Here is a 25,609-nt window from a genome sequence, read left to right as displayed (position 1 = left end):
GTCGCCGAGTTGACGGCAGCGTAGGGTCGGTCGGTTACCGCGCGGTAGCCCCTGGCGGAACATCGGCCTCCGTGCCGGGCAGCCGCCACCACAGGCTCGTCGTCCCGTCGGTGCCCACGGTGGCCACCAGCCGGGCGTCCGGGCTGAAGGCGACCGCGGTGACCCGCTCGGCGCCGTCGCCGAACGGACGGCCCAGCGGGCGCGGGCGCGCGCGGTCGGCGACGTCCCACAGCCGTACGGTCCGCGCGGCGTCCACGGTGGCCAGCAGCCGCGCGTCGGGGCTGAAGGCGAGCGCGGTCGTCCGCAGCCCCGGAGTGCCGAAGGCGGGCCCCGCGGCCTCCGGGCGGCGCGGGTCCGACACGTCCCACAGCCGCACCGTCCCCTCGGCACCGGCCACGGCCAGGGTGTGCCCGTCGGCGGAGAACTGGGCGGCGTCGACCCGCTGCTGGAGCCGGCTCAGGGTGGTGAGCCGCAGCGGCCGTCCCGCGTCGAGGCGCAGCTCCGTCAGCCGGGTGGAACCGGCCGTGCCCGCGTCGGCGAAGACGACCCGGTCCCGGCCCGCCGCCACCGCCTTCACCTCGCGCGGGGCGCCGTCGACGGACCACCGGGTCGCCCCGGAGCCCACGGCGAGCGCCCGTACGTCCGGCCCGCCGGCCGTCACCAGCGTGCGCCCGTCCGGACTGGCCCCGACGGCCGTCACCCGGCCCACGCCCGGCGGGACGGCGACCTGCCGGGGATGCCCGGGATCGGCCATGTCCCAGGTGCCGGCCGAGGACCGGGAGACCGTCACCAGCAGCCGGCCGTCCGGCGTGAACGCCAGCGCCTCGGCCCGTCCGCGCGGACCGAGCCGGCCGGCCGCGGTCAGGCTCCAGCGTTCCGGGCCGGGTCCCTCGGCCTGCCCCGGCACCATCGCCTGCCAGGGACCGGGCAGCACCTTCTGCACCGCGGCGGCCGTCAGGCACGTCAGGGTGACCAGCCAGGTGGTGAGCAGCCCCGGAAGCCACCGCCCCCAGGCCGCCGGCCGGTACCGCAGCGGCGCCCGCGCCGGGCCCTCCGGCACCGCCTCCGTGACCGCCTCCGGCACCGGGCGCGCCCCCAGCGCCGCGATCAACCGGGCACCGGGCCCCCCGTACGGCGCAGGCGGCAGGTCGGCAGGGTGTAGGGCCAGCGCCAGCACCAGACGGCCGAGCGCGCTGTCAGCTCGCAGCACTGGACCCCCTCGGCTGCGACAGCGCCTCTTCGTCCACGGCGGCCTGCCGGGCGGTGGGCAGTGGGGGCTCGTGCTGCTGGCCCGCGCCCGCGCCGGAGACCGGGATCACCTGGAAGAACTTCGCGACGACCAGCGGAGTCGTCACCCCGACGGCGAACGCGGCGGTCGCGTTCGGCAACTGCCCGGAGTTCCCCAGCGCCGCGGTCAGCCCGAACCCCGCGAACAGCCGCAGTGCGATCGCCACCAGCATCACCGGCCGGTCGGCACGGGTGCGCCACGGCCAGCGCCAGCGGCTGCGCGGACCGGTCGGACGCATCAGCGCCGAGAGGTTGAGCGCTTCGGCCACACTGCTGCCGAGCAGTCCCCACAGCGCGGGGTACAGGTCGATCACGCTCTGATGGTAGCCCTCTGTCAGGACATGACAGCCTTCTGTCACACACCCTGTCGGGGGACCCCCGTCAGCACTCGATGATGTTCACCGCGAGCCCGCCGCGCGCCGTCTCCTTGTACTTCACGCTCATGTCCGCGCCGGTCTCCTTCATGGTCTTGATGACCTTGTCCAGGGACACCTTGTGGGAGCCGTCGCCGCGCATCGCCATCTTCGCGGCCGTGACCGCCTTCACCGCGGCCATGCCGTTGCGCTCGATGCACGGGATCTGCACCAGGCCGCCGACCGGGTCGCAGGTCAGGCCCAGGTTGTGCTCCATGCCGATCTCGGCCGCGTTCTCCACCTGCTCCGGGGAGCCGCCCAGCACCTCGGCGAGCGCGCCCGCCGCCATGGAGCAGGCCGAGCCGACCTCGCCCTGGCAGCCGACCTCGGCGCCGGAGATGGAGGCGTTCTCCTTGAAGAGCATGCCGATCGCGCCGGCGGCGAGGAGGAAGCGGACCACGCCGTCCTCGTCCGCGCCCGGCACGAAGTTGATGTAGTAGTGCAGGACCGCCGGGATGATGCCGGCCGCGCCGTTGGTCGGGGCCGTCACGACCCGGCCGCCGGCTGCGTTCTCCTCGTTCACGGCCATGGCGTAGAGCGTGATCCACTCCATCGCGTGGGCCAGCGGGTCGCCCTCGGCGCGCAGCTGGCGGGCCGACACGGCGGCGCGGCGGCGGACCTTCAGACCGCCGGGCAGGATGCCCTCCCGGGACATGCCGCGCTGGACGCAGGCGCGCATCACCCGCCAGATCTCCAGCAGGCCGGCCCGGATCTCCTCCTCGGTGCGCCAGGCCCGCTCGTTCTCCAGCATCAGCGAGGAGATGGACAGGCCCGTCTCCTTGGTCAGGCGCAGCAGCTCGTCGCCCGTGCGGAACGGGTACTTCAGGACGGTGTCGTCCAGCTTGATCCGGTCCGCGCCGACCGCGTCCTCGTCCACGACGAAGCCGCCGCCGACCGAGTAGTACGTCTTGGCCAGCAGCTCGGCCCCCGAGGCGTCGTACGCCCGGACCGTCATGCCGTTGGCGTGGTACGGCAGCGCCTGGCGGCGGTGCAGGACCAGGTCGTCGTCGAAGGAGAACGGGATCTCGTGCGTGCCGAGCAGCGACAGCCGGCCCGCCCGCTTGATCGTCTCCACCCGCGCGTCGGCGCCCTCCACGTCCACCGTGCGCGGCGAGGCGCCCTCCAGGCCGAGCAGCACCGCCTTCGGGGTGCCGTGGCCGTGGCCGGTGGCGCCGAGCGAGCCGTACAGCTCGCAGCGCACGGCCGCGACGGAGCCGAGCAGATCCTCGTTGCGCAGCCGGCGGGCGAACATCCGCGCCGCGCGCATCGGGCCGACCGTGTGGGAGCTGGACGGGCCGATGCCGATCGAGAACAGGTCGAAGACCGAGATGGCCACGGGTGACTCCTCAAGACGGGATGGTGCGATGGGGTGGTGCACCGGGGTGGTACGGGGCGCGGGCACCGCGCACGCCGGGTTCTTCCAGTGTGCGCGGCGCCCCGCGAAAGGCGGCCTACTTGTTCAGACCGGGGTACAGCGGGTGCTTGTCGGCGAGCGCCTTGACGCGCGCCTTGAGCGCCTCGGCGTCGAACTCCGGCTTCAGCGTCTCGGCGATCACGTCCGCGACCTCGGCGAAGTCCTCGGCCGTGAAGCCGCGGGTGGCCAGGGCCGGCGTACCGATGCGCAGGCCGGAGGTGACCATCGGCGGGCGCGGGTCGTCCGGGACGGCGTTGCGGTTGACCGTGATGCCGACCTCGTGCAGCCGGTCCTCGGCCTGCTGCCCGTCCAGCTCGGAGGCGCGCAGGTCGACCAGGATCAGGTGCACGTCCGTACCGCCGGAGAGCACGTTGACCCCGGCCTCGCGGGCGTCGGCGGCCGTCAGCCGCTCGGCGAGGATGCGGGCGCCCTCCACCGTGCGGCGCTGGCGCTCCTTGAACTCCTCGCTCGCGGCGACCTTGAAGGAGACCGCCTTGGCCGCGATCACGTGCTCCAGCGGACCGCCCTGGAAGCCCGGGAAGACGGAGGAGTTCAGCTTCTTCGCGAACTCCTTGCGCGCGAGGATGATGCCGCCGCGCGGGCCGCCCAGGGTCTTGTGCGTGGTGGAGGTGACCACGTCCGCGTGCGGCACCGGGTTGGGGTGCAGACCGGCGGCGACCAGGCCGGCGAAGTGCGCCATGTCGACCCACAGGTACGCGCCGGTCTCGTCGGCGATCCGGCGGAACTCGGCGAAGTCGAGCCGGCGCGGGTACGCCGACCAGCCGGCGATGATCACCTTGGGGCGGTGCTCCTTGGCGAGCCGCTCGACCTCGGCCATGTCGACCAGGCCGGTCGCGGCGTCCACGTGGTAGGCGACCACGTCGAACTGCTTGCCGGAGAAGTTCAGCCGCATCCCGTGGGTCAGGTGGCCGCCGTGCGCGAGGTCCAGGCCGAGGATGGTGTCCCCGGGCTGGGCCAGCGCGAACAGGGCCGCCTGGTTCGCGGAGGCGCCGGAGTGGGGCTGCACGTTGGCGTACTCGGCGCCGAACAGCTCCTTGACCCGGTCGATGGCGATCTGCTCGGCGACGTCGACGTGCTCGCAGCCGCCGTAGTAGCGGCGGCCCGGGTAGCCCTCGGCGTACTTGTTGGTGAGGACCGAGCCCTGGGCCTCCATGACCGCGAGCGGCGCGAAGTTCTCGGAGGCGATCATCTCCAGCGTCGACTGCTGGCGCTCCAGCTCGGCGCCGACCGCGGCGGCGATCTCCGGGTCCAGCTCGTGCAGGGGTGTGTTCAGGACAGTCATGGGGCTACGACTCCTCAGCCGGCGGTGAAGGCGGTGTACTCGTCCGCGGAGAGCAGCTCGGCCGGCTCGTCCGTGATGCGTACCTTGAACAGCCAGCCGCCCTCGAAGGGCGCGGAGTTCACCAGCGACGGGTCGTTGACGACGTCCTCGTTGACCTCGGTGACCTCACCGGTGACCGGCGAGTACAGATCGGAGACCGACTTCGTCGACTCCAGCTCGCCGCAGGTCTCGCCCGCGGACACGGTGGAGCCGGCCTCGGGGAGCTGGACGAAGACGACATCGCCGAGCGCGTTGGCCGCGTGCTCCGTGATGCCGACCGTCGCGACGCCGTCCGCGGTGGCCGACAGCCACTCGTGCTCCTTGCTGTAGCGCAGCTGCTGGGGGTTGCTCATGGCCTGAATTCTCCTGTACGCGCGGGAGTGATGGTGACGGGGGGACTACGGAAACCGCTGGTGGGCGGGTGAATGTGCGCAGGCTCACGCGACGGCGCGGGACCGGGGTCCCACGGCCGCGGCCGTGGCCGGCCGGTTACTTCCGGCGCTTGTAGAACGGCAGCGCCACGACCTGGTACGGCTCGTGGGTGCCCCGGATGTCCACGCCGACGCCCTCGGTGCCCGGGGCGGCGTGGGCCGCGTCGACGTAGGCCATGGCGATCGGCTTGCCCAGGGTGGGGGAGGGGGCGCCGGAGGTGACCTCGCCGATCACCTCGCCGCCGGCCACGACGGCGTACCCGGCGCGCGGCACCCGGCGGCCCTCGGCGGCCAGGCCGACCAGCACCCGCGGCGGGTTCTCCTGGGCCCGGACGGCGGCCCGCTCCAGCGCCGCGCGGCCCACGAAGTCGCCCTCCTTCTCGAACTTCACCACCCGGCCGAGGCCGGCGTCGAAGGGGGTCAGGGAGGTGGTCAGCTCGTGCCCGTACAGCGGCATGCCGGCCTCCAGGCGCAGCGTGTCCCGGCAGGACAGCCCGCACGGGACCAGCCCGGCGCCCTCGCCGGCCTTGGTCAGCGCCTGCCACAGCTCCACGGCGTGCTCCGGCCGCACGAACAGCTCGAAGCCGTCCTCGCCGGTGTAGCCGGTGCGGGCGATCAGCGCCGGGACGCCCGCGACCGTGCCGGGCAGGCCGGCGTAGTACTTCAGGCCGTCCAGGTCGGCGTCGGTCAGGGACTTCAGGATGCCGGGGGACTCCGGGCCCTGGACGGCGAGCAGCGCGTAGGCGTCCCGGTCGTCGCGGACCTCGGCGGCGAAGCCGGCCGCGCGCTCGGTGAGCGCGTCCAGCACCACCTGGGCGTTGGAGGCGTTGGCCACGACCAGGTACTCGGTCTCGGCCAGCCGGTAGACGATCAGGTCGTCCAGGATGCCGCCGTCGTCCTGGCAGATCATGGTGTAGCGGGCGCGGCCGGCCCCCACGGTGGCGATGTTGCCGACCAGCGCGTGGTTCAGGAACGCGCCGGCCTCGGCTCCGGTGACGGTGATCTCGCCCATGTGGGAGAGGTCGAACAGACCGGCCCGGGTCCGCACGGCCAGGTGCTCGTCGCGCTCGGAGCCGTAGCGCAGGGGCATGTCCCAGCCGGCGAAGTCGGTCATCGTCGCGCCCAGCGAGCGGTGCACGGCGTCGAGCGCGGTGTGACGGAGTTCGGTACTGCTCATCGGTCGGTCGTCTCCCAGGCAGAAGGGACGGGCGAGGAACGTTCCTCCCCATCTGTCATCGGAACCTGAGAGGTTCGCCTGGACCGCCACGGGGACGGCCACGGCTTGCACCTTGGGTGGGACCGCCGGATACGGCGGCCCGCTTTTCAGATGTGCCTCGCCCGCGCGGTAACGGGGCCTGAGAGATTCAAGGGAGGGACTTGCTCCTTCGGCGTCCCAGGGGCCCGGGGGGCCTGGGAACTCTCCCGCGCGGATTCAAACGGCCGGTATGCAGTTGGCGGGCTCATCATTGCACGCCGCACCCCGGCCAGCCAGAGCCCACTGATCGTGACCGGTCCGTGGCCGTACGCGCACACATCGCGGACCGTTGCCCATTACCTTCTCTTTACATACAACGGGCATGGAGACCACCGAGCCCACTGGGGAGGACGATCAGGGTGCACAGGACCTCGGCCTACACCGCCCACGCCGGCCTGACGATGCCGGCGCAGCCCTCCGCCGCGGCCCGGGGACGCGGCGCCGGCCGTCCCGCGCCGGCCGTCCGCGATCTGCGCGACCGCGCGGGCCGCAGCCCGCACGCCCTGCTCTTCGGCCCCCGCGACCTGGTCGTGGTCACCGGCCTGCCCGGCAGTGGCAAGTCCACCCTGATGCACCGCGCGGTCGCCGGCCCCCGCGTCGACTCCCAGGACACCCGCGACCGCTGGGCCGCCCGCGTCCCCGGCCCGCTGCCCTACGCCCTGTACCGCCCGCTGGTCCGCCTCGCCCACTACGCCGCGCTGCGCCGGGCCCTGCGCGAGGGCGGGGGAGTCGTCGTGCACGACTGCGGCACCCAGCCCTGGGTGCGCGCCTGGCTGGCCCGCGCGGCCCGGCGCCGGGGCGGCACCCTGCACCTGCTCCTGCTCGACGTCAGCCCCGGCACCGCCCGGCAGGGCCAGCGCGAGCGCGGCCGGGGCGTCTCCCGCTACGCCTTCCGCCGTCACCGCCGGGCCACCGCCCGGCTGCTGCGCGCGGCGGAGCGGGGCGAACTGCCCGCCGGCTGCGGCACGGCCGTGCTGCTGGACCGGGACGCGGCGGACGTCCTGGGCCGGGTGGGCTTCGCCCGGTGAGGGACTGTCACCGCCACCCGCTAGCCTTCTCGCACACGACAGCGGTTCCCAGCAGGCGGTAGGCACATGGACTTCCCGGCGGACCTTCCCGCGGACTTTCCGGCACAGGCACACCCCCAGCCGCACGGCGGCTGGCCCGGCAACGAGCTGGAGGAGGTGCTGTCGGCGTCCCTCGGCGTCCCCACGGCGGGCGGCCGGATCATCGAGGTCCTCGGCCGCAGCCTGCTGTGGGTCCCGCTGCCGGGCGGCGGCGGCCCGGACAGCGTCCCGCTGGACCTGCCGACGCTGGACCTCGGCGGCCAGGCGTACGTCCCGGTGTTCAGCTCCGAGGAACAGCTGCGCCAGGTGGCCGGTCCCCACATGGCGTACACCATCGCCCCGGCGGTGGAGTTCGCCCGCGGCCTGCCCGCGCAGGTCGGCATCGCCGTCAACCCCGAGGGCGTGGTGGGCATACCGCTGCCGCCCGCGGCCGTGGCCGAGCTGTGCCAGGCGGGCCGCACCCCGCTCGACGGCCCCGGCACCGGCGGCCGGGTCCGCCTCTTCGAGCCCGACTGGCAGGACGACCCGGTCGACTTCCTCGCCGCCGCCTCCGCCGAGTTCGACATGATCGGCGTGGTGCTCACCGCCCGCCGCTGCCTCGCCGTCGTCGAGACGGGCGAGCCGGTGATGTTCGTGGGCGTGGAACTCTCCCAGTGGGAGGGCGACCTGCGCGCCCGCCCCCTGGAGGCCCTCGGCCGGGCCCTCGGCCGGGTCCCGGTCACGTGGCCGGTCAACCTCGTCCTCCTGGACGTCACCGACGACCCGGTGGCCACCTGGCTGAAGGCCAACGTGCACCCCTTCTACCGGAACGGCCACTGAACCGGGCCCTCCACGGGGGCGCGGGGGACGCCCGAGCACCCCGCCACCCACCCGCACCGGCGCGCGACGCCACGGGCCCGGCGCTGCCGGGCGCATAAGCTGTGCTCACACGCCGGGTCATGAAGAAGAAGGGGCACACCAGGTGAGCGCGAGCCACAGCGGCGGCGTCGAGCACATGCTGCGCCAGGTCACGCCCGGACGCTACGACGCCTACGAGGCCCTGCTGCGCGCCCTCGCCATCCCCTCCGCCGGCCAGATCTGGATGCTGCTGTGGCACGGCCAGGCCGGCTCCCCGGACGCCCAGTACGGGACGATGGAGGTGGACGGCTTCCCCTACGCCCCCTGTGTGACCTCCGCCCAGGAACTGTCGGCCAGCGGCTGGAACCGTTCCTACGAGGTGGCCGACGGCCTGGACGTGGCCCGCACCCTCTACCCCGACCACTACGGCCTCTGGCTCAACCCGCACGCCCCGGGCGGCGGCGTCGGCATCCCCTGGCTGGATCTGCGCCGCATCGCCACCGGTCTGGACCGCCAGCCCGCCGGACCGCTGCGGCTGTCGGAACCCGGCATCGAGATCCCGCAGTTCTACGCCCTGCTCGCGCAGAACGCGCACCGCACCCCCGCGCTGCGCTCGCTGCGCCGCGCCTGGGTGCAGCCCGCGCTCGGCGCGCCGTACCTCGCCATCGGCCTGGAGGTGTACGACGCCTCGCCCGCCGCGGTGGACTCGGTGCGGGCGATGATGCAGCAGTCCGTCGGCGCGGTCCCGGAGGGGCTGCCGGTGTCGACGGTCGCAATGAGCGACGACTACGACCCGGTGGTGATGTGGATGCGGGCCAACGCGCGCCCCTTCTACGACCGCGAGGCCCACGCCCCCGCGCCCCACCCGCAGCTCCAGGCCCCGCCGTCCGCCGGCTACGGCTACCCGCCGGTCCACGGCGGCTACTGAGCAACCGGCCCGCGTGCCGGGCCTCTTGGCACGCAGTGCATGATGGACCGGACGGGCGGCTCTCTGCGCGCGTAGACATCCGCCATACGTCCCGAACCGCGCCGAATCGGCGTTCTGTCCCAACTGACCCGCGTCCGAGGGCCGTTACCCACTGTTCGGATAACGGAATCCCCCGCACTGCATCACGGTTGCGCATACTTTCGCCGTCAGCTCTGGCGGGTGATCGCAACGACGCTGAAGACTCCCGGTTCAGACATGAGGCCGAAGGCCCCGTGATCGATGGCAAGTCGACAAAGCCGCAATCCGCGGCAGGCGCAGGCCGGTCACCACCGGCGAGAGGGGTCGCTCACCGTGACCGCACCGATCGAGACCACCGGAGCGGCAGCCGAGGTGCAGCCGGAGGCTGTGCTGGCGGGTGCCGGAAAGGGGCAGATCGAGGGTCGTTCCCTGGGCCAGATCGCCTGGACCCGGTTCAAGAAGGACAAGGTGGCCGTCGCGGGCGGCGTCATCGTGATCCTGCTGATCCTCCTCGCACTCCTCGCGCGCCCCCTCCAGGCCCTCTTCGGGCTCGACCCCAACGACTTCCACCAGGACCTGATCGACGCCAACACCTCGCTGCCCACGGGCAGTCTGGGCGGCATCAGCGCGGACCACCCGCTCGGCGTGGACCCCAAGTTCGGCCGCGACATCGCCACCCGGATCCTGGAGGGCTCCTGGGTGTCGCTGGTGGTCGCCTTCGGCGCCACGGTCCTGTCCAACGTGATCGGCGCCGTGATGGGCGTCGTCGCGGGCTACTACGGCGGACGGGTGGACGCGGTCATCAGCCGGATGATGGACACGTTCCTCGCCTTCCCCCTCCTGCTGTTCGCCATCTCCATCTCCGCCACGCTCCAGGGCGGCGCGTTCGGCCTGAGCGGGCTGCCGCTCCACCTGAGCGTGCTGATCTTCGTCATCGGCTTCTTCAACTGGCCCTACCTGGGCCGGATCGTGCGCGGCCAGACCCTCGCCCTGCGCGAGCGCGAGTTCGTCGACGCCTCCCGCGGCATGGGCGCCAAGGCCCCGTACATCCTGTTCCGGGAGCTGATGCCCAACCTGGTCGGCCCGATCATCGTCTACTCGACGCTGCTCATCCCGACCAACATCCTCTTCGAGGCGTCCCTGAGCTTCCTCGGCGTGGGCATCCAGCCCCCGCAGGCGTCCTGGGGCGGCATGCTCCGCGAGGCGGTCACCTTCTACCAGGTCGACCCCATGTTCATGATCGTCCCTGGTCTCGCCATCTTCGTGACCGTCCTCGCCTTCAACCTGCTCGGCGACGGACTCCGCGATGCACTCGACCCGCGCAGCCGCTGACGACGGCCGCCGAAGAGCCCGTAAGTTTCCAACAATGGAGGGGAAAGCGCCCATCATGCGAAGGTCAGCGCTGGCCGCGATCGCGGCCATCGGCTCCGCAAGCCTGCTTATTGCCGGCTGCAGCAAGGCCGATGACAACAAGAACGAGAACAAGTCGGCCGGGGCCAACGCCGCGACCAAGGGCGTCGTCAACGCGTCCGACAAGAAGGGCGGGACGCTCACCTACGAGCTGTCCGACGTCCCGGACTCGTTCGACCCGGGCAACACGTACTACGCGTACATGTACAACCTCAGCCGGCTGTGGGCCCGCCCGCTGATGACCTTCAAGCCCGGCGCCGGCGAGGAGGGCAACACCCTCGTCCCGGACCTCGCCGCGAGCAAGGGCCAGCCGAGCGACGGCGGCAAGACCTGGACGTACAAGCTGCGTGCGGGCCTGAAGTACGAGGACGGCTCGCCGATCACCTCGAAGGACGTCAAGTACGCCGTCGAGCGCTCCAACTTCGCGCGTGACGTGCTCTCCCTCGGCCCGAACTACTTCCAGCAGTTCCTGGCCGGCGGCGACAAGTACAAGGGCCCGTACAAGGACAAGAGCGCCAAGGGCCTGTCCTCCATCGAGACGCCGGACGCCACCACCGTCGTCTTCCACCTGAAGCAGGCCTTCCAGGAGTTCGACTACCTGGTCGCGGCCCCGCAGACGGCCCCGGTGCCGCAGGCCAAGGACACCGGCGTCGACTACGTCAAGCACATCGTCTCCTCGGGCTCGTACAAGTTCCAGAGCTACCAGGAGGGCCAGCAGGCCGTCCTGGTCCGCAACGAGAACTGGGACGCGAAGACGGACCCGCTGCGCAAGCAGCTCCCGGACAAGATCGTCGTCCGGCTGAAGGTCAACCCGGAGACGATCGACAAGGACGTCCTCGCGGGCAACGCCATCGACCTCGGCGGCACGGGTGTCCAGGCCTCGACCCAGGCCCAGGTCATCACCGACGCCGCGAAGAAGGCCAACACCGACAACACCTACGGTGGCCGCCTGGTCTACATGGCGATCAACACCACGGTCGCGCCGTTCGACAAGCTGGCGTGCCGCAAGGCCGTGCAGTACGCCATCGACAAGGTCTCGGTGCAGACCGCCGAGGGCGGCCCGATCCGCGGTGAGATCGCCTCCACCGTGCTGCCGCCGGACATCCCGGGCTACGCCGAGTCCGACGTCTACGCCAGCAAGGACAGCAAGGGCGACGCCGCCAAGGCCAAGCAGCTGCTGAAGGACTGCGGCAAGACCTCGATCAACACGAACATCTCGGCCCGTTCGGACCGTCCGCAGGAGATCGACGCCGCCACGGCGATCATCGCCTCGCTGAAGAAGGTCGGCATCAACGCCAGCCTGAAGCAGTTCCCGTCGGGCAAGTACTTCACCGACTACGCGGGTGTCCCGAAGTTCACGCGCAAGCAGAACATCGGCCTGCACATGATGCAGTGGGGTGCCGACTGGCCCTCCGGCTACGGCTTCCTCCAGCAGATCCTGAACGGCAAGGCGATCAGCCAGTCGGGCAGCACCAACCTGTCGCAGTACGACAACAAGGACGTCAACGAGCTGCTGGGCAAGGCGATCGGCACCGAGGACGACACCGAGCGCAACAGCCTGTACACGCAGATCGACAAGAAGACCATGGACGACTCCGTCCTCGTCCCGCTGACCTACTTCAAGGTCCTGCTGGCCCGACCGCAGAACTACACCAACCTGGTCTCCACGGCGGCCTTCAGCGGTCAGTACGACTACCTCAACATCGGCGTCGCGTCGAAGTAGCAGCCCCGGAAGGCAGGTGAAGGCATTGGTGCCCGCGGGCTTCGCGGCCCGCGGGCACCAGCGCCGATCCCCGTGATCTCGTACATCCTCCGCCGGACGTTCGCGGCAGTGATCCTGCTGCTGGTCGTCTCCGCGGTCACCTTTGCCATCTTCTTCCTGCTGCCACGGCTCGCCGGCCAGACAGCGGACCAGCTGGCGCAGCAGTACATCGGCAAGAGCCCGTCGAAGGCGGACATCGCCGCGGTCAAGCACAACCTCGGTCTGGACCAGCCCGTCTACGTCCAGTACTGGCACTTCATCAAGGGGATCGTGGCCGGCGCCGACTACAACCTCGGGCCCACGACGGTGCACTGCGACGTGCCGTGCTTCGGTTACTCCTTCAAGGACCACGTCGCGGTCTGGCCGCAGCTCACCTCGCGCATTCCGATCACCCTCTCGCTGGCCGCCGGCGCCGCCGTGCTGTGGCTCGTCTCGGGTGTGGCCATCGGTGTCGTCTCCGCGCTGAAGCCGCGCTCCTTCTTCGACCGCACCTTCATGGGCGTCGCGCTCGCCGGTGTCTCGCTGCCCATGTTCTTCACGGGGAACCTGGCGATCCTGCTCTTCGTCTTCAAGTGGCCGATCTTCGGACGCGACTACGTCCCGTTCACCGAGAACCCCGAGCAGTGGGCCAACACCCTCTTCCCGGCCTGGTGTTCGCTGGCCCTGCTGTACTCCGCCATCTACGCGCGGCTCACCCGCTCGGGCATGCTGGAGACGATGAACGAGGACTTCATCCGCACGGCCCGCGCCAAGGGCCTGCACGAGCGCAAGGTCGTCATCCGGCACGGTCTGCGCGCCGCCCTCACCCCGATCATCACCGTGTTCGGCATGGACCTCGGGCTGCTGCTCGGCGGCGCGGTGATCACCGAGAGCGTCTTCTCGCTGGACGGCATCGGCCGGTACGCGGTGCAGGGCATCACCGACAACGACCTGCCCAAGATCCTCGGCGTGACCCTGCTCGCCGCCTTCTTCGTCGTGATCGCAAATCTTGTGGTGGACGTGCTCTACGCCGCCGCCGACCCGCGGGTGAGGCTCTCGTGACCGAACTCTCCAAGACCGGCGCCGCGGTGGGCGAGCGCACCGAGCCCGGCAAGGCGCCCGACGCCTTCCTGGAGGTCCGCGACCTCAAGGTGCACTTCCCGACCGACGACGGCGTGGTCAAGTCCGTGGACGGGCTCAGCTTCTCGCTGGAGAAGGGCAGCACCCTCGCCATCGTGGGCGAGTCCGGCTCCGGCAAGTCGGTGACCTCGCTGGCCGTCATGGGCCTGCACCGGCTCGGCCCGCGCGGCAAGAACGTGCGGATGTCCGGCGAGATCTGGCTGGACGGCAAGGAACTGGTCTCCGCCGACCCGGACGAGGTGCGCAAGCTGCGCGGCCGGGAGATGGCGATGATCTTCCAGGACCCGCTGTCCGCGATGCACCCGTACTACAAGGTCGGCGACCAGATCGTCGAGGCGTACCGGGTCCACCACGACGTCAGCAGGAAGGCGGCCCGCACCCGGGCCATCGAGATGCTGGACCGGGTCGGCATCCCCGAGCCCGCCAAGCGCGTCGACGGCTACCCGCACGAGTTCTCCGGCGGTATGCGCCAGCGCGCCATGATCGCGATGGCGCTGGTCAACAACCCCGAGCTGCTGATCGCGGACGAGCCGACCACCGCCCTCGACGTGACCGTCCAGGCGCAGATCCTCGACCTGATCCGGGACCTGCAGAAGGAGTTCGGCTCCGCGGTCATCATGATCACCCACGACCTCGGCGTGGTCGCCGAGATCGCCGACGACGTCCTCGTGATGTACGGCGGCCGGTGCGTGGAGCGCGGCCCGGCCGACGAGGTCTTCGAGCAGCCGCAGCACCCCTACACCTGGGGCCTGCTCGGCTCGATGCCCCGCATCGACCGCGAGACCTCCGAACGGCTCATCCCGGTCAAGGGCTCGCCGCCGAGCCTCATCAACGTCCCCTCGGGCTGTGCCTTCCACCCGCGCTGCCCGTACGCGGACATCCCCAAGGGGAACGTCACCCGCACGGTGCGCCCCGAGCTGGAGCTGGTGGGCACCGGGCACTGGTCCGCCTGCCACCTCCCGGCCGAGGACCGCCAGCGGATCTGGACCGAAGAGATTGCGCCGAAGCTGTGAGTGAGACCAAGAAGACGGACACTGCCGCCGACGCCGCGGTCCCGCAGCAGGCGACGGCTCCCGAGGACGCCCCGGCACGGCGCGAGGAGCGGGAGGTGCTGCTCAAGGTCGAGGGCCTGACCAAGCACTTCCCGATCAAGAAGGGCATCCTGCAGCGCCAGGTCGGCGCGGTGAAGGCCGTCGACGGCATCGACTTCGAGGTGCGCCGGGGCGAGACCCTGGGCGTGGTCGGCGAGTCGGGCTGCGGCAAGTCGACCATGGGCCGGGTCATCACCCGGCTCCAGGACCCGACCGACGGGCGGATCACCTTCGAGGGGCGGGACATCACGCGGCTGAGCGCCGCGCAGATGCGCCCGCTGCGCCGCGACATCCAGATGATCTTCCAGGACCCGTACGGCTCCCTGAACCCGCGCCACACCATCGGCTCGATCGTCTCGGCGCCCTTCCGGCTCCAGGGCGTGGAGCCCGAGGGCGGCGTGAAGAAGGAGGTCCAGGGGCTGCTGGAACTGGTCGGCCTCAGCCCGGAGCACTACAACCGCTACCCGCACGAGTTCTCCGGCGGCCAGCGCCAGCGCATCGGCATCGCCCGCGCGCTCGCCCTGAAGCCGAAGCTGGTCGTGGCGGACGAGCCGGTCTCCGCGCTGGACGTGTCGATCCAGGCGCAGGTCGTGAACCTCATGGACGACCTCCAGCAGGAGCTGGGCCTGACCTATGTGATCATCGCCCACGACCTCTCCGTCGTCCGGCACGTCTCGGACCGGATCGCGGTGATGTACCTCGGCAAGGTCGTGGAGCTGGCAGACCGCACCTCGCTGTACGAGGCGCCGATGCACCCGTACACCAAGGCGCTGATGTCGGCGGTGCCGGTGCCGGACACCAGGCGCCGGGGCCGCAAGAGCGAGCGCATCCTGCTCCGTGGTGACGTGCCGTCGCCGATCGCACCGCCGTCCGGCTGCCGCTTCCACACCCGCTGCTGGAAGGCCACGCAGATCTGCCAGACGACCGAGCCGCAGCTCGTCGAGTTGCGGCCGGGCCAGCGGGTGGCCTGCCACCACCCCGAGAACTTCGCCGACCAGGCTCCGCAGGACACGGTCCTGCTGTCGGCTGCGAAGAAGGCGTCGGAACTGGTCCCGGACGCGGTCATCGCGGCCGGCGCCTCCGGGAAGGAACCGGCGGCGGAGAACGCGGCGGCCGAGGACACGACGGCCCAGCAGACGGCGGCCGTGGAAATGGCGGCCGAGGAAACGGCCACGGAGGGGGCGGCTTCCGAGAAGCCCGCCGCCGACGAGACGGCGGCCAAGGCGGAGGCCGCCAAGGAGGCCGCTGTCGAGGCGGAAGCTGCCAAGACGGCGGCTGCCGAGGAGACCGGGGCCAAGACGGCGACTGCCAAGACGGCGACTGCGAAGACGACGGCTGTCGAAGCGGAGACGGCCACCGGGACCACGGCCGCCGACGCGGAGACCGCCGGCACGGCGAAGCCGGCCGCGAGCCCCGAGGCCACTTCGGAGACCGCGGGCGTCACTTCGAAGACCCCGGAGGGCGCCGCGGAAACCTCGAAGGCCACTTCGAAGACCCCGGCGGCCCCTTCAGAGTCCCCGGAGGCCACCCCGGAGGCCCCGGCAGCCACTCCGAAGACCCCCGAGGCGACCGCGGAGGCCACCTCGGAGGCCCCGGAGGCCACTTCGAAGACCCCCGAGGCCCCCTCCAAGGCTTCCACCGCCTCCGAAGCCGCCGAGACCGCCGCGGATCCCGAAGCCGCCGCGGCCCTCGCGGCGGCGGACGCGTCCGAGGAGAAGACCGGTCCGGGCGCGAAGTCCACGACCGGGAAGCCCTCCGCCGGGACCGACTCCCAGGAGTCAACCGGCAAGTAGCACATGACGACTGAGCAAAGTCATGTACATGTCTGAACGGGAGAGTGCAGAGTCGTCCGTGTCCGGCCACTGATCGGCACGCTCGGAAGGGACGACCCATGGCACTCTCCCGTTCGGCACGTATCGCAGCCCTCGTCACCGCGGCGGCCTCCTTCCTCACCATCGCCGCCTCCGCCGCCCCCACCCAGGGCGCCCCCGGCATCGGCGATCCCTACTTCCCCCGGCTAGGCAACGGCGGCTTCGACGCCCGCCATTACGACCTGGACGTCTCCTACGCCCCGGACACCGGCCGCCTGGACGGCCGTACCACCCTCACCGCACGCGCCACCCAGACCCTGTCCTCCTTCGACCTCGACCTCCAGAAGCTGGAGATCACCCGGGTCGAAGTCGACGGCAGACGCGCGGAGTTCAGCCGGGACGGCGACGAGGTCACCGTCACCCCGCGCCACCCGCTGGCCGAGGGCCGCGACTTCACCGTGTCCGTCACCTACGGAGGCGTACCGGAGCCGCTCGGCGGACCCATCGTCTTCGGCTCGTCGTACGGCTGGATGAAGACCGCCGACGGCGTCTTCGTCGCCTGCGAGCCCAACGCCGCCTCCACCTGGTTCCCGTCCAGCGACCACCCCGCCGACAAGGCCACCTACGACATCCGGATCAAGGCGCCCCGGGGTCTGACCGCCGTCTCCAACGGCCGGCTGGTGTCGACGTACGACAAGGACGGCTCCACCCACACGCACTGGCGCGAGTCCAAGCCGATGGCGTCCTACCTCGCCACCGCGACCATCGGGAAGTTCGACGTGCGCACCGGCCGCACGCCCGGCGGCATCCCGGTCTACGTCGCCATCGACCCCGTGCTGAAGGACGCCAACAGCGTCGACGTGTACGCCGTCACCGCCGCGGCCACCGACTACTGGTCGCAGGTCTTCGGGCCGTACCCGTTCGAGGAGACCGGCGCCATCGTCGACGACATGCCGCAGGCCGCGTTCTCGCTGGAGGTGCAGAGCAAGCCCGCCTACTCGGCCGTGCGCAGCGAGTCGACCATCGTGCACGAGCTGGCCCACCAGTGGTTCGGCGACTCGGTGAGCGTGGCCCAGTGGAAGGACATCTGGCTGAACGAGGGCTTCGCCACCTACGCCCAGTGGCTGTGGGCCGAGCACCAGGGCACCCGCTCCGCGCACGACTCCTTCCGCGCCGCCTACGACGCCCGGCCCGCCGACGCCGCCTTCTGGCAGATCAAGCCGGCCGACCCGCAGCGGGACACCATGTTCTCCTCCGCCGTCTACCAGCGCGGCGCGATGACGCTCCAGGCGCTGCGCGAGCGGATCGGCGACCCCGCCTTCTTCCGGCTGCTGCCCGCCTGGACCAGGCTGCACCGGTACGGCAACGCCGACACCGCCGGTTTCGTCCGGCTCGCGGAGCGGATCAGCGGCCGGCAGTTGGACGACCTGTTCGACACCTGGCTTTTCACGCCAGGGAAACCCGCCCTGTGAGCCCCACTTCGTAAGGCACGGGCACCCTGGCGGGTGAGAATGTCAGGGTGCAGCTCCAGCAACTCTTCAGTCCGTCCGTCCAGCACACGCTCGATGTGATCGGCATCTTCGTGTTCGCGATCTCCGGCGCCCTGCTGGCCGTCCGCAAGAACTTCGACGTCTTCGGCATCGCCGTGCTCGCCGAGGTGACCGCGCTGGGCGGCGGACTCTTCCGTGACCTGGTCATCGGAGCCGTGCCGCCCGCCGCCTTCACGGACCTCGGGTACTTCGTGACCCCGCTGCTCGCCACCCTCGTCGTCTTCTTCCTGCACCCGCACGTGGAGCGCATCCAGGCGGCGGTGCTCGTCTTCGACGCGGCCGGCCTCGGGCTGTTCTGCGTCAGCGGCACGACGAAGGCGTACGGCTACGGCCTCGGGCTCACCGCATCGGCGGCGCTGGGCCTCGCCACCGCGGTCGGCGGCGGTGTGCTGCGGGACGTGCTGGCCAACGAGGTGCCCTCGCTGCTGCGCTGGGACCGCGACCTGTACGCGGTCCCGGCGATGGTGGGCGCCACGATGGTCGTGCTGTGCCTGCGCTACGACGCGCTCACCCCGCTCACCAGCGGGATCGCCGCCGTCACGGCCTTCGTGCTGCGACTGCTCGCCATGCGGTTCCACTGGCGGGCGCCCCGGGCGTGGAACCGCCGGTCGACGGTGACCGAGGAGTAGCCGACATCTCGCTGAAACAGGGAAAGCTACCGCTTAGTAGTTCGCTGTTGTACCGTTCCCGCATGCCCGAAGCAGCTACCGTTCCCCATTCGCGGGCCGTGATCGGCGACAGCGAGTTCGACCGCGACACCATGGTCACCCGGCGCGAGCCCGGTGTCTACGACATCGACCTCTCGGCCGGCTGGACCATCATCAGCGCCGTCAACGGCGGCTATCTGCTGGCCGTGCTCGGCCGGGCCCTCGCGGACACCCTCCCGCATCCGGACCCGTTCACCATCTCCGCGCACTACCTGACCGCCTCCCGGCCCGGCCCGGCGGTCGTCCGCACCGAGACCGTCCGCGCCGGCCGGACCCTCTCCACCGGCCAGGCCTCGCTCTTCCAGTACGACGACGACGGCAACGAGGTCGAGCGCATCCGCGTCCTCGCCTCCTACGGCGACCTCGACGCCCTCCCCGACGACGTGCGCACCACCGCCACCCCGCCCGTGATCCCGCCGCTGGAGCGGTGCCTCGGCTCCGAGGACGGACCGGCCCCGGTCGAGGGCAGCTCCGCCATCGCCGACCGGCTGATGCTCAAGCTGGACCCCGCCACCCTCGGCTGGGCGCTCGGCAGCCCCTCCGGCAAGGGCGAGATGCGCGGCTGGTTCGGCCTCGCCGACGGCCGCGACGCCGACCCGCTCTCGCTGCTCCTCGCCGTGGACGCCCTGCCGCCCACCGCCTTCGAGATGGGCCTCAAGGGCTGGGTGCCGACCGTGGAACTCACCGTCCACGTCCGCCACCGCCCGGCCCCCGGCCCGCTGCGGATCTCGATCACCACCCGCAACCTGGCCGGCGGCTTCCTGGAGGAGGACGCGGAGGTCTGGGACAGCGACGACCGGCTGGTCGCACAGTCCCGCCAACTGGCCCGGGCCAAGCTGAGCTGACACCCCGACCACGCGTAAGGGCCGGCCCCCTCGAGGGCCGGCCCTTACGCGATGCCGGGGCCGTCCGTCGCGGGGTCTGACGCGCAGACCCTCGCGCAGGCCCGGTCTCAGTCCAGCCAGTGGGTGCGGCCCAGGGTGATGAGGCGCAGCCGGCGGGCGGCGAGCCGGGTCACCCGGTCCCGCTCCTCGGGCGCCTCCTGTGCCTCCAGGAACAGCGAGGCGGTGACGAGCATCTGGTCGACGTAGAGGTGCGCGAGCATCAGCAGGTCGTCGTCGCTCCAGCCGTCCGCCTCCGGGTCCTTGGCCAGCTCGTCCTTCACCTCCTCGGCGAACCGGTGCAGTTGGTCCCGGATGGCCTCGCGCACCGGCTGCACCCCGCCATGTCGTTCCCGGGCGATAAACCGGACATGCGCGGGGTACGCGTCTACATGACCAGCGATCAACTCGACGGCACGCGTGATGCGTTCCTCGCTGTCGCCGGCCGTGGTGGACACCGTCGTCCGCACCATCGGGTGCAGGCTGCCCAGCGCCTCGTCGACCAGGGCCACACCGAGGTCGGCGGTGGAGCGGAAGTGCCGGTAGAAGGCGGTCGGGGCGACCCCGACGGCCCGGGTGACCTCGCGCAGGCCCAGGCTGCTGAGGCTCTGCTCCTCCAGCAGGACGAGCGCCGCATCGAGGAACGCCTGCCGGGTCTTCTGCTTCTGGGCCTGCCGGATGCCGAGGGTGTGACTCATGTCATCCAGTTAACAACTGTTCTCCGGAATTGAAAAGCCACGGAAGGGGTTAGACTCAAAGTCAGTGAACAAGTGTTACTACAACTGTTCACCCAAACTTCACACCGGCTGGCGCTTCGCACCGGCTGACCACGAGGCACCCCGGAGGGGGGATCCGATCCCATGCTGTTCCTCGTCGCCGCGTTCATGCTGCTCGGAGTCGTGCTGGGCACCGTGGCCCACGCGCCGCTGACCGTCACCGCCGTCCTGGCCGCCGTGATCGCCGTCTGGCTCGGCGTGTTCGCGCTCCGCGAGCGTCACGGACGCCGCCGCGGCACCTCGGCCCACTGACCGCCGCACCAGGATCTCGGGAGCTGAGCACCATGCATCTGACCGCACCGGCCACCGGCCGCACCGACACCCGTCCCCGCGCCCGCACCCGGGGCCGTGACGCCGACGGCATGGCCGTCGCGTCCTTCGTCCTCGGCCTGCTCGGTCTGCTCGTCCTCAACCTCTTCCTCGGCCCGGTCGCCATCGTCCTGGCGCTGGCCGCCCTCTGGCGCGGTACGGCCCGCCGGGGCCGCGCCTACCTGGGCCTTGGTCTGGGCGTCGCCGACCTGATCGTCCTGGTGACGGCGATGGAGATCTCGGGCACGGTGTCCTGGAGCCTGTGACGCCCGCCGGCGGACGGGGCCCGCCGCGGGAGAGCCGTAGAATCGGGCTCACCATGGCTTACCTCGACCACGCCGCGACCACCCCGATGCTCCCGGAGGCGGCAGAGGCGTTCGCCGCCCGGCTGGGCATCACGGGCAACGCCTCCTCCCTGCACGCGTCCGGCCGGCAAGCCCGCCGCACGGTCGAGGAGTCCCGGGAAACCCTCGCGGAAGCCCTCGGCGCCCGCCCCAGCGAGGTCGTCTTCACCTCGGGCGGCACCGAGGCCGACAACCTGGCCGTCAAGGGCCTGTACTGGTCCCGTGTCGACGCCGACCCGGCCCGCACCCGGGTCCTCGCCAGCCCCGTGGAGCACCACGCCGTCCTGGACGCGGTGCACTGGCTCGGCGAGCACGAGGGCGCCACCGTCGAGTACCTCCCCGTCGACTCCCACGGCCGCGTCCACCCCGAGGCGCTGCGCGAGGCCATCGCCCGCAACCCCGACGACGTCGCCCTGGCCACCGTGATGTGGGCCAACAACGAGATCGGCACCGTCATGCCGGTCCGGGAACTGGCCGACGTGGCCGCCGAGTTCGGAGTTCCGCTGCACGCCGACGCGGTCCAGGCGTTCGGTCAGCTCCCGGTCGGCTTCGCGGCCTCGGGCCTGGCCGCCATGACCGTCTCCGGGCACAAGATCGGCGGTCCGTACGGCATCGGCGCCCTGCTCCTCGGCCGCGAGCACACGCCCGTGCCCGTCCTGCACGGCGGCGGCCAGGAGCGGCACGTCCGCTCCGGCACGCTGGACGTCCCGGCCGTCGCCGCCTTCGCCGTCGCCGGCCGGCTCGCCGCCGAGCGGCAGGAGTGGTTCGCCCGCGAGATCGGCGCCCTGCGCGACCAGCTCGTCGACGCCGTCCGCACGGCCGTGCCGGACGCGATCCTCGGCGGCGACCCGGCGCCCGGCGGCCGGCTCCCGGCCAACGCCCACTTCACCTTCCCCGGCTGCGAGGGCGACTCCCTGCTGCTCCTGCTGGACGCCCAGGGCATCGAGTGCTCCACCGGCTCCGCCTGCACCGCGGGCGTCGCCCAGCCCAGCCACGTCCTCCTCGCCACCGGCACCGACCCGGACCTGGCCCGCGGCACCCTGCGCTTCTCCCTCGGCCACACCTCCACCGAGGCCGACGTCGAGGCGGTAGCCAAGGCCATAGCCCCAGCAGTCCAACGCGCCCGCGCAGCGGGCCTGACCTAGCCACCGGGAGAGCCCGGCCCCCAGCCCCGGCCCCCAGCCCCAGCCTCCCAGCCCCGCCCCCGGCCTCACCCCGCCGTAGGCGCCCCGGCGGGTGCGGCGTGGACCAAGCGCAGGTATCGGTTCCAGTCCCACAAGGGGCCCGGGTCCGTGTGATCCGTGCCCGGCACCTCCGCGTGGCCGATGATGTGCTCGCGGTCCACCGGGATGCCGTAGCGCCCGCATATCGCGGCCGTCAGCCGGGCCGAGGCCGCGTACAGGGCGTCGGTGAAGGACGCGGGGTCCGTCACGAAGCCCTCGTGCTCGATGCCGACACTGCGTTCGTTGTACTCCCGGCTGCCCGCGTGGAAGGCCACGTCCAGCTCGCGGACCAGTTGGGTGATCCGCCCGTCCCGGCGCACGACGTAGTGCGCCGCCGCGCCGTGCGCCGGGTCCTGGAAGACCTTCACCGCCGACGCGTAACCGCCCTGGGTGACATGGACGACCACCCGGTCCACCGGGTAGTCGGCCGGCCGGTCCGCCAGGCGGTAGTTCGCCGCCGAGGCCGCCACCCAGCGCGCGCCCCGGAAGTCCACCGCGCCCGCCGTCCGCTGCCTGTCCACGCCGGGCAGCCGCCACCACAGCCGGCCCAGCTCCTCCCGGGCCAGCAGCGCCGTGCCCACGGCCACCGCGGCCCCGCCCACCAGCAGCGCGCGCCGGCCCGGCCGCCGGTCCCCGTCGCCCGCCGCCGTCCCCCTGCCCGTCCCCGATGTCGCCCCCATGCCGGATCAACGGATAACCGGCGGACCAGGTTCCCGCGCCCCCGTACCCTGGAAGGGTTATGACTGACACCCCGCAGCGCACCCGCCCCCTCCGCGTCCTCGCCGCCATGTCCGGCGGGGTCGACTCCGCCGTCGCCGCCGCGCGCGCCGCGGAAGCAGGCCACGACGTGACCGGCGTCCACCTCGCGCTCTCCGCGAACCCGCAGTCCTTCCGCACCGGCGCGCGGGGCTGTTGCACCATCGAGGACTCGCGCGACGCCCGCCGCGCGGCCGACGTCATCGGCATCCCGTTCTACGTCTGGGACCTCGCCGACCGCTTCCGCGAGGACGTCGTCGAGGACTTCGTCGCCGAGTACGAGGCCGGCCGCACCCCGAACCCGTGCCTGCGCTGCAACGAGAAGATCAAGTTCGCCGCGCTGCTGGACAAGGCGCTGGCCCTCGGCTTCGACGCCGTCTGCACCGGCCACTACGCCAAGGTGATCGTGCGCGAGGACGGCTCCCGCGAGCTGCACCGCGCCTCCGACCTGGCCAAGGACCAGTCGTACGTCCTCGGCGTGCTGGACGACCGGCAGCTCGCGCACGCGATGTTCCCGCTCGGCGACACGGTCACCACCAAGGAGGAGATCCGCGCGGAGGCCGCACGCCGGGGCCTGGCCGTGGCCAGGAAGCCCGACTCGCACGACATCTGCTTCATCGCCGACGGCGACACCCAGGGCTTCCTGGCCAAGCGGCTGGGCAAGGCCGAGGGCGACATCGTGGACGAGTCCGGCGCCAGGCTGGGCACGCACGAGGGCGCGTACGGCTTCACCATCGGCCAGCGCAAGGGCCTCAGGATCGGCACCCCGGCCCCGGACGGCAAGCCGCGCTACGTCCTGGACATCTCCCCGGTCACCAACACGGTCACCGTCGGCCCGGCCGACGCCCTGGACGTCACCGCCCTCACCGCGGTCAGGCCCCGCTGGTGCGGCGCCGCCCCCGCCGGTCCCGGCGCCTACACCGCCCAGCTACGCGCCCACGGCGACGAGACCCCGGTCACCGCCGAACTCACCGGCGGCGAGCTGCGCGTGACCTTCGCCGCACCGGTCCGCGGCGTCGCCCCCGGTCAGGCGATCGTGCTCTACGACGGCACACGCGTGGTGGGCTCGGCGACGATCGCGTCCACCACGCGCGCGACGGCCGCGGCGGTCTGAGCCGCCCGGTCCGCTACCCCGTGAAGAACTCCGCCAGCACCGGCCCCAGCACGTCCGGCTCCACCATGTGGGTCTGGCCCGGCAGGACCCGGTAGGTGCCCCGCGGCGCGGCCCGGGCGATCGCCTGGCCCGCCCGGTGCATCCACTCCGGGCTCGCGCCGCCCGCGACCGCGAGCACGGGCACCGGGATCGCGGCGACCCGGTCCGCGGGCAGCAGCCCGTCGCCCATGACCGCGTCGTCGTGCGCGAGGCTCGGCGCGAGGGCCTCCATGCCGGGCCACATGGGGGACTGGCGGGCGCCCTGGATCACTTCCTCGCCGAGGCCCGTCAGGCGCAGGAACAGCTCCACCGCGTCCCCGCGCCGGCCCTCGGCGAGCGCCGCGCCCAGCCGCTCCTTGTAGGCGGCCTCCCGGGCGGCGCCGTCCGCCAGATGGTCGGCGTACGGCACCTCGTACACCGCCGCCCGGGACACCGGCAGCCCGCCCGCCGCCGCGCGCAGCACGAGCGCGCCGCCCGAGGAGACCCCGAACAGCGCCGCCTCGCCGCCCACCGCGCCGGTCAGCGCGGCCAGGTCCTCGATCTCGCGGTCCACCGCGTACGGCCCGCCGGCGCCGCTCTCGCCGCGGCCCCGGCGGTCGTAGACGACGGCCGTGCAGTGGTCCGCGAGCCGCTGGGCCAGGGGCAGCAGGGTGCCGCCGGTGGACATCGCACCGCTGACCAGGATCACCGTGGGCCCCTGGCCGGTCACGTGGTACGCGAGGGAGGTGCCGTCGCGCGAAGTCGTCTTCTTGTCCATGCCCGTGCAGACTGCCGTACGGCACGGGGCTCATCCGGTCATGACACGTCGGTGTCGTAGAAGCAGTAGTGGTCCTTGATCTCCGCGACCTCCGGCTTGGGGTCGGGGTACGCCCAGACGAGGTCGGCCGCCTCCGGCAGCGACCAGTAGGACGCCGTGCCCTTGAAGGGGCACACGGTGTGCGTTCCGGACGGGGTCAGCAGATCCAGGCGTACGTCCTCGGCGGGGATGTAGTACCGCACCGGACAGCCCGTCTCGCGCAGTTCCAGGGGGCGGTCGGATTCCGCGAGCACCTGGCCGTCGCGCACCACGCGCACGTGCCGCTCGCTTCGCTGGACGGTGATCGTGTGTCCTTGGCTCATACCGGTTCAGCACCGCACGGGCCGCGCTTCTTCCCGCCCGCGCGGACACCGTACGGTAGGGGCCATGAACATCTGCGTCTTCCTGTCCGCCGCCGACCTCGACGAGCGCTACACGCGTCCCGCGCGCGAGTTCGCGGAACTGATCGGCAAGGCCGGCCACACCCTGGTCTGGGGCGGCTCCGACGTCGGCCTGATGAAGGTGGTCGCCGACGGCGTGCAGGAGGCGGGCGGCCGGCTGCTGGGCGTCTCCGTGGAGTTCCTGGCGAACAAGGCGCGGCCCGGCGCCGACGAAATGATCGTCGCGGCCGACCTCGCCGAACGCAAGAGGCTGCTGCTGGAGAAGGCCGACGCCGTGGTGATCATGGTGGGCGGCACCGGCACGCTGGACGAGGCCACCGAGATCCTGGAGCTGAAGAAGCACGGCCGCACCGAGAAGCCGGTCGTGCTGCTGAACACGGCGGGCTTCTACGACGGGCTGCGCGAGCAGTTCCGCCGCATGGAGGCCGAGGGCTTCCTGCCCCGCCCGCTGGCCGAGCTGGTGTTCTTCGCGGACGAGCCGGTCCGCGCCCTGGCCTACCTGGAGGAGCAGTCCGCCGGCCGGTGATG

General features: G+C 72.0%; 26 protein-coding genes and 2 riboswitches. Of the genes, 16 read left to right on the top strand and 10 right to left on the bottom strand.

What is annotated here, in order from left to right:
* Window positions 1-34 precede the first annotated feature (34 nt).
* The 6 genes from ACZ4SV_RS00385 to gcvT all read right to left on the bottom strand — a co-directional run bounded on the left by ACZ4SV_RS00385 (window position 35) and on the right by gcvT (window position 6,064).
* Entirely contained in the window at window positions 35-1,210 is a 1,176-nt protein-coding gene (locus ACZ4SV_RS00385; RefSeq protein WP_468000316.1) for a WD40 repeat domain-containing protein, read from the bottom strand.
* Entirely contained in the window at window positions 1,197-1,601 is a 405-nt protein-coding gene (locus tag ACZ4SV_RS00380; RefSeq protein ID WP_365874815.1) for a hypothetical protein, read from the bottom strand. The genes ACZ4SV_RS00385 and ACZ4SV_RS00380 overlap by 14 nt, the downstream gene beginning before the upstream one ends.
* Before the next feature lie 67 nt (window positions 1,602-1,668).
* Window positions 1,669-3,036, bottom strand: coding sequence for an L-serine ammonia-lyase (locus ACZ4SV_RS00375; RefSeq protein WP_468000313.1), 1,368 nt, complete (start codon window positions 3,034-3,036; stop codon window positions 1,669-1,671).
* Between the two features lie 115 nt (window positions 3,037-3,151).
* Complete coding sequence (gene glyA, locus ACZ4SV_RS00370; RefSeq protein ID WP_468000311.1) at window positions 3,152-4,417, bottom strand: serine hydroxymethyltransferase; 1,266 nt, start codon at window positions 4,415-4,417, stop codon at window positions 3,152-3,154.
* A 14-nt stretch (window positions 4,418-4,431) separates the two neighbouring features.
* A complete protein-coding gene (gcvH, locus tag ACZ4SV_RS00365; RefSeq protein ID WP_365874809.1) occupies window positions 4,432-4,809 on the bottom strand; it encodes a glycine cleavage system protein GcvH in 378 nt (125 codons plus the stop codon).
* A 136-nt stretch (window positions 4,810-4,945) separates the two neighbouring features.
* Window positions 4,946-6,064: a glycine cleavage system aminomethyltransferase GcvT gene (gene gcvT, locus ACZ4SV_RS00360; protein ID WP_468000309.1), complete on the bottom strand. Its 1,119-nt coding sequence runs from the start codon at window positions 6,062-6,064 to the stop codon at window positions 4,946-4,948.
* Between the two features lie 42 nt (window positions 6,065-6,106).
* A riboswitch (glycine riboswitch) is annotated at window positions 6,107-6,220 on the bottom strand.
* Window positions 6,221-6,322: riboswitch (glycine riboswitch) on the bottom strand.
* Window positions 6,323-6,501: 179 nt separating this feature from the next.
* On the opposite strand from gcvT, the gene ACZ4SV_RS00355 reads away from it, so the two are divergent.
* The 11 genes from ACZ4SV_RS00355 to ACZ4SV_RS00305 all read left to right on the top strand — a co-directional run bounded on the left by ACZ4SV_RS00355 (window position 6,502) and on the right by ACZ4SV_RS00305 (window position 19,287).
* A complete protein-coding gene (locus ACZ4SV_RS00355) occupies window positions 6,502-7,170 on the top strand; it encodes an AAA family ATPase (protein WP_468000307.1) in 669 nt (222 codons plus the stop codon).
* A 66-nt stretch (window positions 7,171-7,236) separates the two neighbouring features.
* Complete coding sequence (locus ACZ4SV_RS00350) at window positions 7,237-8,028, top strand: enhanced serine sensitivity protein SseB (RefSeq protein ID WP_468000305.1); 792 nt, start codon at window positions 7,237-7,239, stop codon at window positions 8,026-8,028.
* 175 nt (window positions 8,029-8,203) lie between these two features.
* Complete coding sequence (locus tag ACZ4SV_RS00345; RefSeq protein ID WP_468001266.1) at window positions 8,204-8,974, top strand: enhanced serine sensitivity protein SseB C-terminal domain-containing protein; 771 nt, start codon at window positions 8,204-8,206, stop codon at window positions 8,972-8,974.
* A gap of 351 nt (window positions 8,975-9,325) precedes the next feature.
* Window positions 9,326-10,324: an ABC transporter permease gene (locus tag ACZ4SV_RS00340; RefSeq protein WP_365874799.1), complete on the top strand. Its 999-nt coding sequence runs from the start codon at window positions 9,326-9,328 to the stop codon at window positions 10,322-10,324.
* A 55-nt stretch (window positions 10,325-10,379) separates the two neighbouring features.
* Window positions 10,380-12,125, top strand: a complete 1,746-nt coding sequence (locus ACZ4SV_RS00335; RefSeq protein ID WP_468000303.1) for an ABC transporter substrate-binding protein — start codon at window positions 10,380-10,382, stop codon at window positions 12,123-12,125.
* A gap of 72 nt (window positions 12,126-12,197) precedes the next feature.
* Window positions 12,198-13,205, top strand: coding sequence for an ABC transporter permease (locus tag ACZ4SV_RS00330; protein ID WP_468000300.1), 1,008 nt, complete (start codon window positions 12,198-12,200; stop codon window positions 13,203-13,205).
* Entirely contained in the window at window positions 13,202-14,296 is a 1,095-nt protein-coding gene (locus tag ACZ4SV_RS00325; RefSeq protein ID WP_365874793.1) for an ABC transporter ATP-binding protein, read from the top strand. Before ACZ4SV_RS00330 ends, ACZ4SV_RS00325 begins: the two co-directional genes overlap by 4 nt.
* On the top strand, window positions 14,293-16,167 hold the full coding sequence (locus ACZ4SV_RS00320; protein WP_468000298.1) for an ABC transporter ATP-binding protein: 1,875 nt from the start codon (window positions 14,293-14,295) through the stop codon (window positions 16,165-16,167). The genes ACZ4SV_RS00325 and ACZ4SV_RS00320 overlap by 4 nt, the downstream gene beginning before the upstream one ends.
* A gap of 98 nt (window positions 16,168-16,265) precedes the next feature.
* A complete protein-coding gene (locus ACZ4SV_RS00315) occupies window positions 16,266-17,657 on the top strand; it encodes a M1 family metallopeptidase (protein WP_468000296.1) in 1,392 nt (463 codons plus the stop codon).
* 47 nt (window positions 17,658-17,704) lie between these two features.
* A complete protein-coding gene (locus ACZ4SV_RS00310) occupies window positions 17,705-18,364 on the top strand; it encodes a trimeric intracellular cation channel family protein (RefSeq protein ID WP_365874789.1) in 660 nt (219 codons plus the stop codon).
* A 62-nt stretch (window positions 18,365-18,426) separates the two neighbouring features.
* Window positions 18,427-19,287: a thioesterase family protein gene (locus ACZ4SV_RS00305; protein WP_365874787.1), complete on the top strand. Its 861-nt coding sequence runs from the start codon at window positions 18,427-18,429 to the stop codon at window positions 19,285-19,287.
* 107 nt (window positions 19,288-19,394) lie between these two features.
* Here ACZ4SV_RS00305 and ACZ4SV_RS00300 read toward each other — a convergent pair whose 3' ends face one another.
* Entirely contained in the window at window positions 19,395-20,021 is a 627-nt protein-coding gene (locus ACZ4SV_RS00300; protein ID WP_397942984.1) for a TetR family transcriptional regulator, read from the bottom strand.
* Window positions 20,022-20,183: 162 nt separating this feature from the next.
* On the opposite strand from ACZ4SV_RS00300, the gene ACZ4SV_RS00295 reads away from it, so the two are divergent.
* From ACZ4SV_RS00295 to ACZ4SV_RS00285, 3 genes are read left to right on the top strand one after another with little or no spacing between them, the layout of a single operon-like run.
* Complete coding sequence (locus ACZ4SV_RS00295; protein WP_365879373.1) at window positions 20,184-20,351, top strand: hypothetical protein; 168 nt, start codon at window positions 20,184-20,186, stop codon at window positions 20,349-20,351.
* Window positions 20,352-20,383: 32 nt separating this feature from the next.
* Window positions 20,384-20,674, top strand: a complete 291-nt coding sequence (locus ACZ4SV_RS00290; protein WP_365879371.1) for a DUF4190 domain-containing protein — start codon at window positions 20,384-20,386, stop codon at window positions 20,672-20,674.
* Window positions 20,675-20,727: 53 nt separating this feature from the next.
* Window positions 20,728-21,897, top strand: coding sequence for a cysteine desulfurase family protein (locus ACZ4SV_RS00285; RefSeq protein WP_365879369.1), 1,170 nt, complete (start codon window positions 20,728-20,730; stop codon window positions 21,895-21,897).
* A gap of 65 nt (window positions 21,898-21,962) precedes the next feature.
* Here the strand turns inward: ACZ4SV_RS00285 and ACZ4SV_RS00280 are convergent, their stop codons facing one another.
* Entirely contained in the window at window positions 21,963-22,655 is a 693-nt protein-coding gene (locus tag ACZ4SV_RS00280) for an N-acetylmuramoyl-L-alanine amidase (protein WP_468000292.1), read from the bottom strand.
* A gap of 59 nt (window positions 22,656-22,714) precedes the next feature.
* On the opposite strand from ACZ4SV_RS00280, the gene mnmA reads away from it, so the two are divergent.
* On the top strand, window positions 22,715-23,845 hold the full coding sequence (mnmA, locus tag ACZ4SV_RS00275; RefSeq protein WP_365941843.1) for a tRNA 2-thiouridine(34) synthase MnmA: 1,131 nt from the start codon (window positions 22,715-22,717) through the stop codon (window positions 23,843-23,845).
* Between the two features lie 13 nt (window positions 23,846-23,858).
* Here the strand turns inward: mnmA and ACZ4SV_RS00270 are convergent, their stop codons facing one another.
* Together ACZ4SV_RS00270 and ACZ4SV_RS00265 are read right to left on the bottom strand one after the other, a co-directional pair.
* On the bottom strand, window positions 23,859-24,641 hold the full coding sequence (locus ACZ4SV_RS00270; protein ID WP_397942990.1) for an alpha/beta fold hydrolase: 783 nt from the start codon (window positions 24,639-24,641) through the stop codon (window positions 23,859-23,861).
* A 38-nt stretch (window positions 24,642-24,679) separates the two neighbouring features.
* Window positions 24,680-25,003 (bottom strand): DUF427 domain-containing protein, encoded by a 324-nt coding sequence (locus ACZ4SV_RS00265; RefSeq protein WP_365881744.1) that lies wholly within the window; start codon window positions 25,001-25,003, stop codon window positions 24,680-24,682.
* 64 nt (window positions 25,004-25,067) lie between these two features.
* On the opposite strand from ACZ4SV_RS00265, the gene ACZ4SV_RS00260 reads away from it, so the two are divergent.
* The gene (locus ACZ4SV_RS00260; protein ID WP_365881742.1) at window positions 25,068-25,607 is read left to right on the top strand and encodes an LOG family protein; all 540 of its coding nucleotides are present in this window, start codon (window positions 25,068-25,070) and stop codon (window positions 25,605-25,607) included.
* Window positions 25,608-25,609: the final 2 nt, after the last annotated feature.

The sequence above is a fragment of the Streptomyces sp. NPDC027672 genome, assembly GCF_055566335.1.
This window is presented reverse-complemented; position numbering and strand designations above follow the sequence as displayed.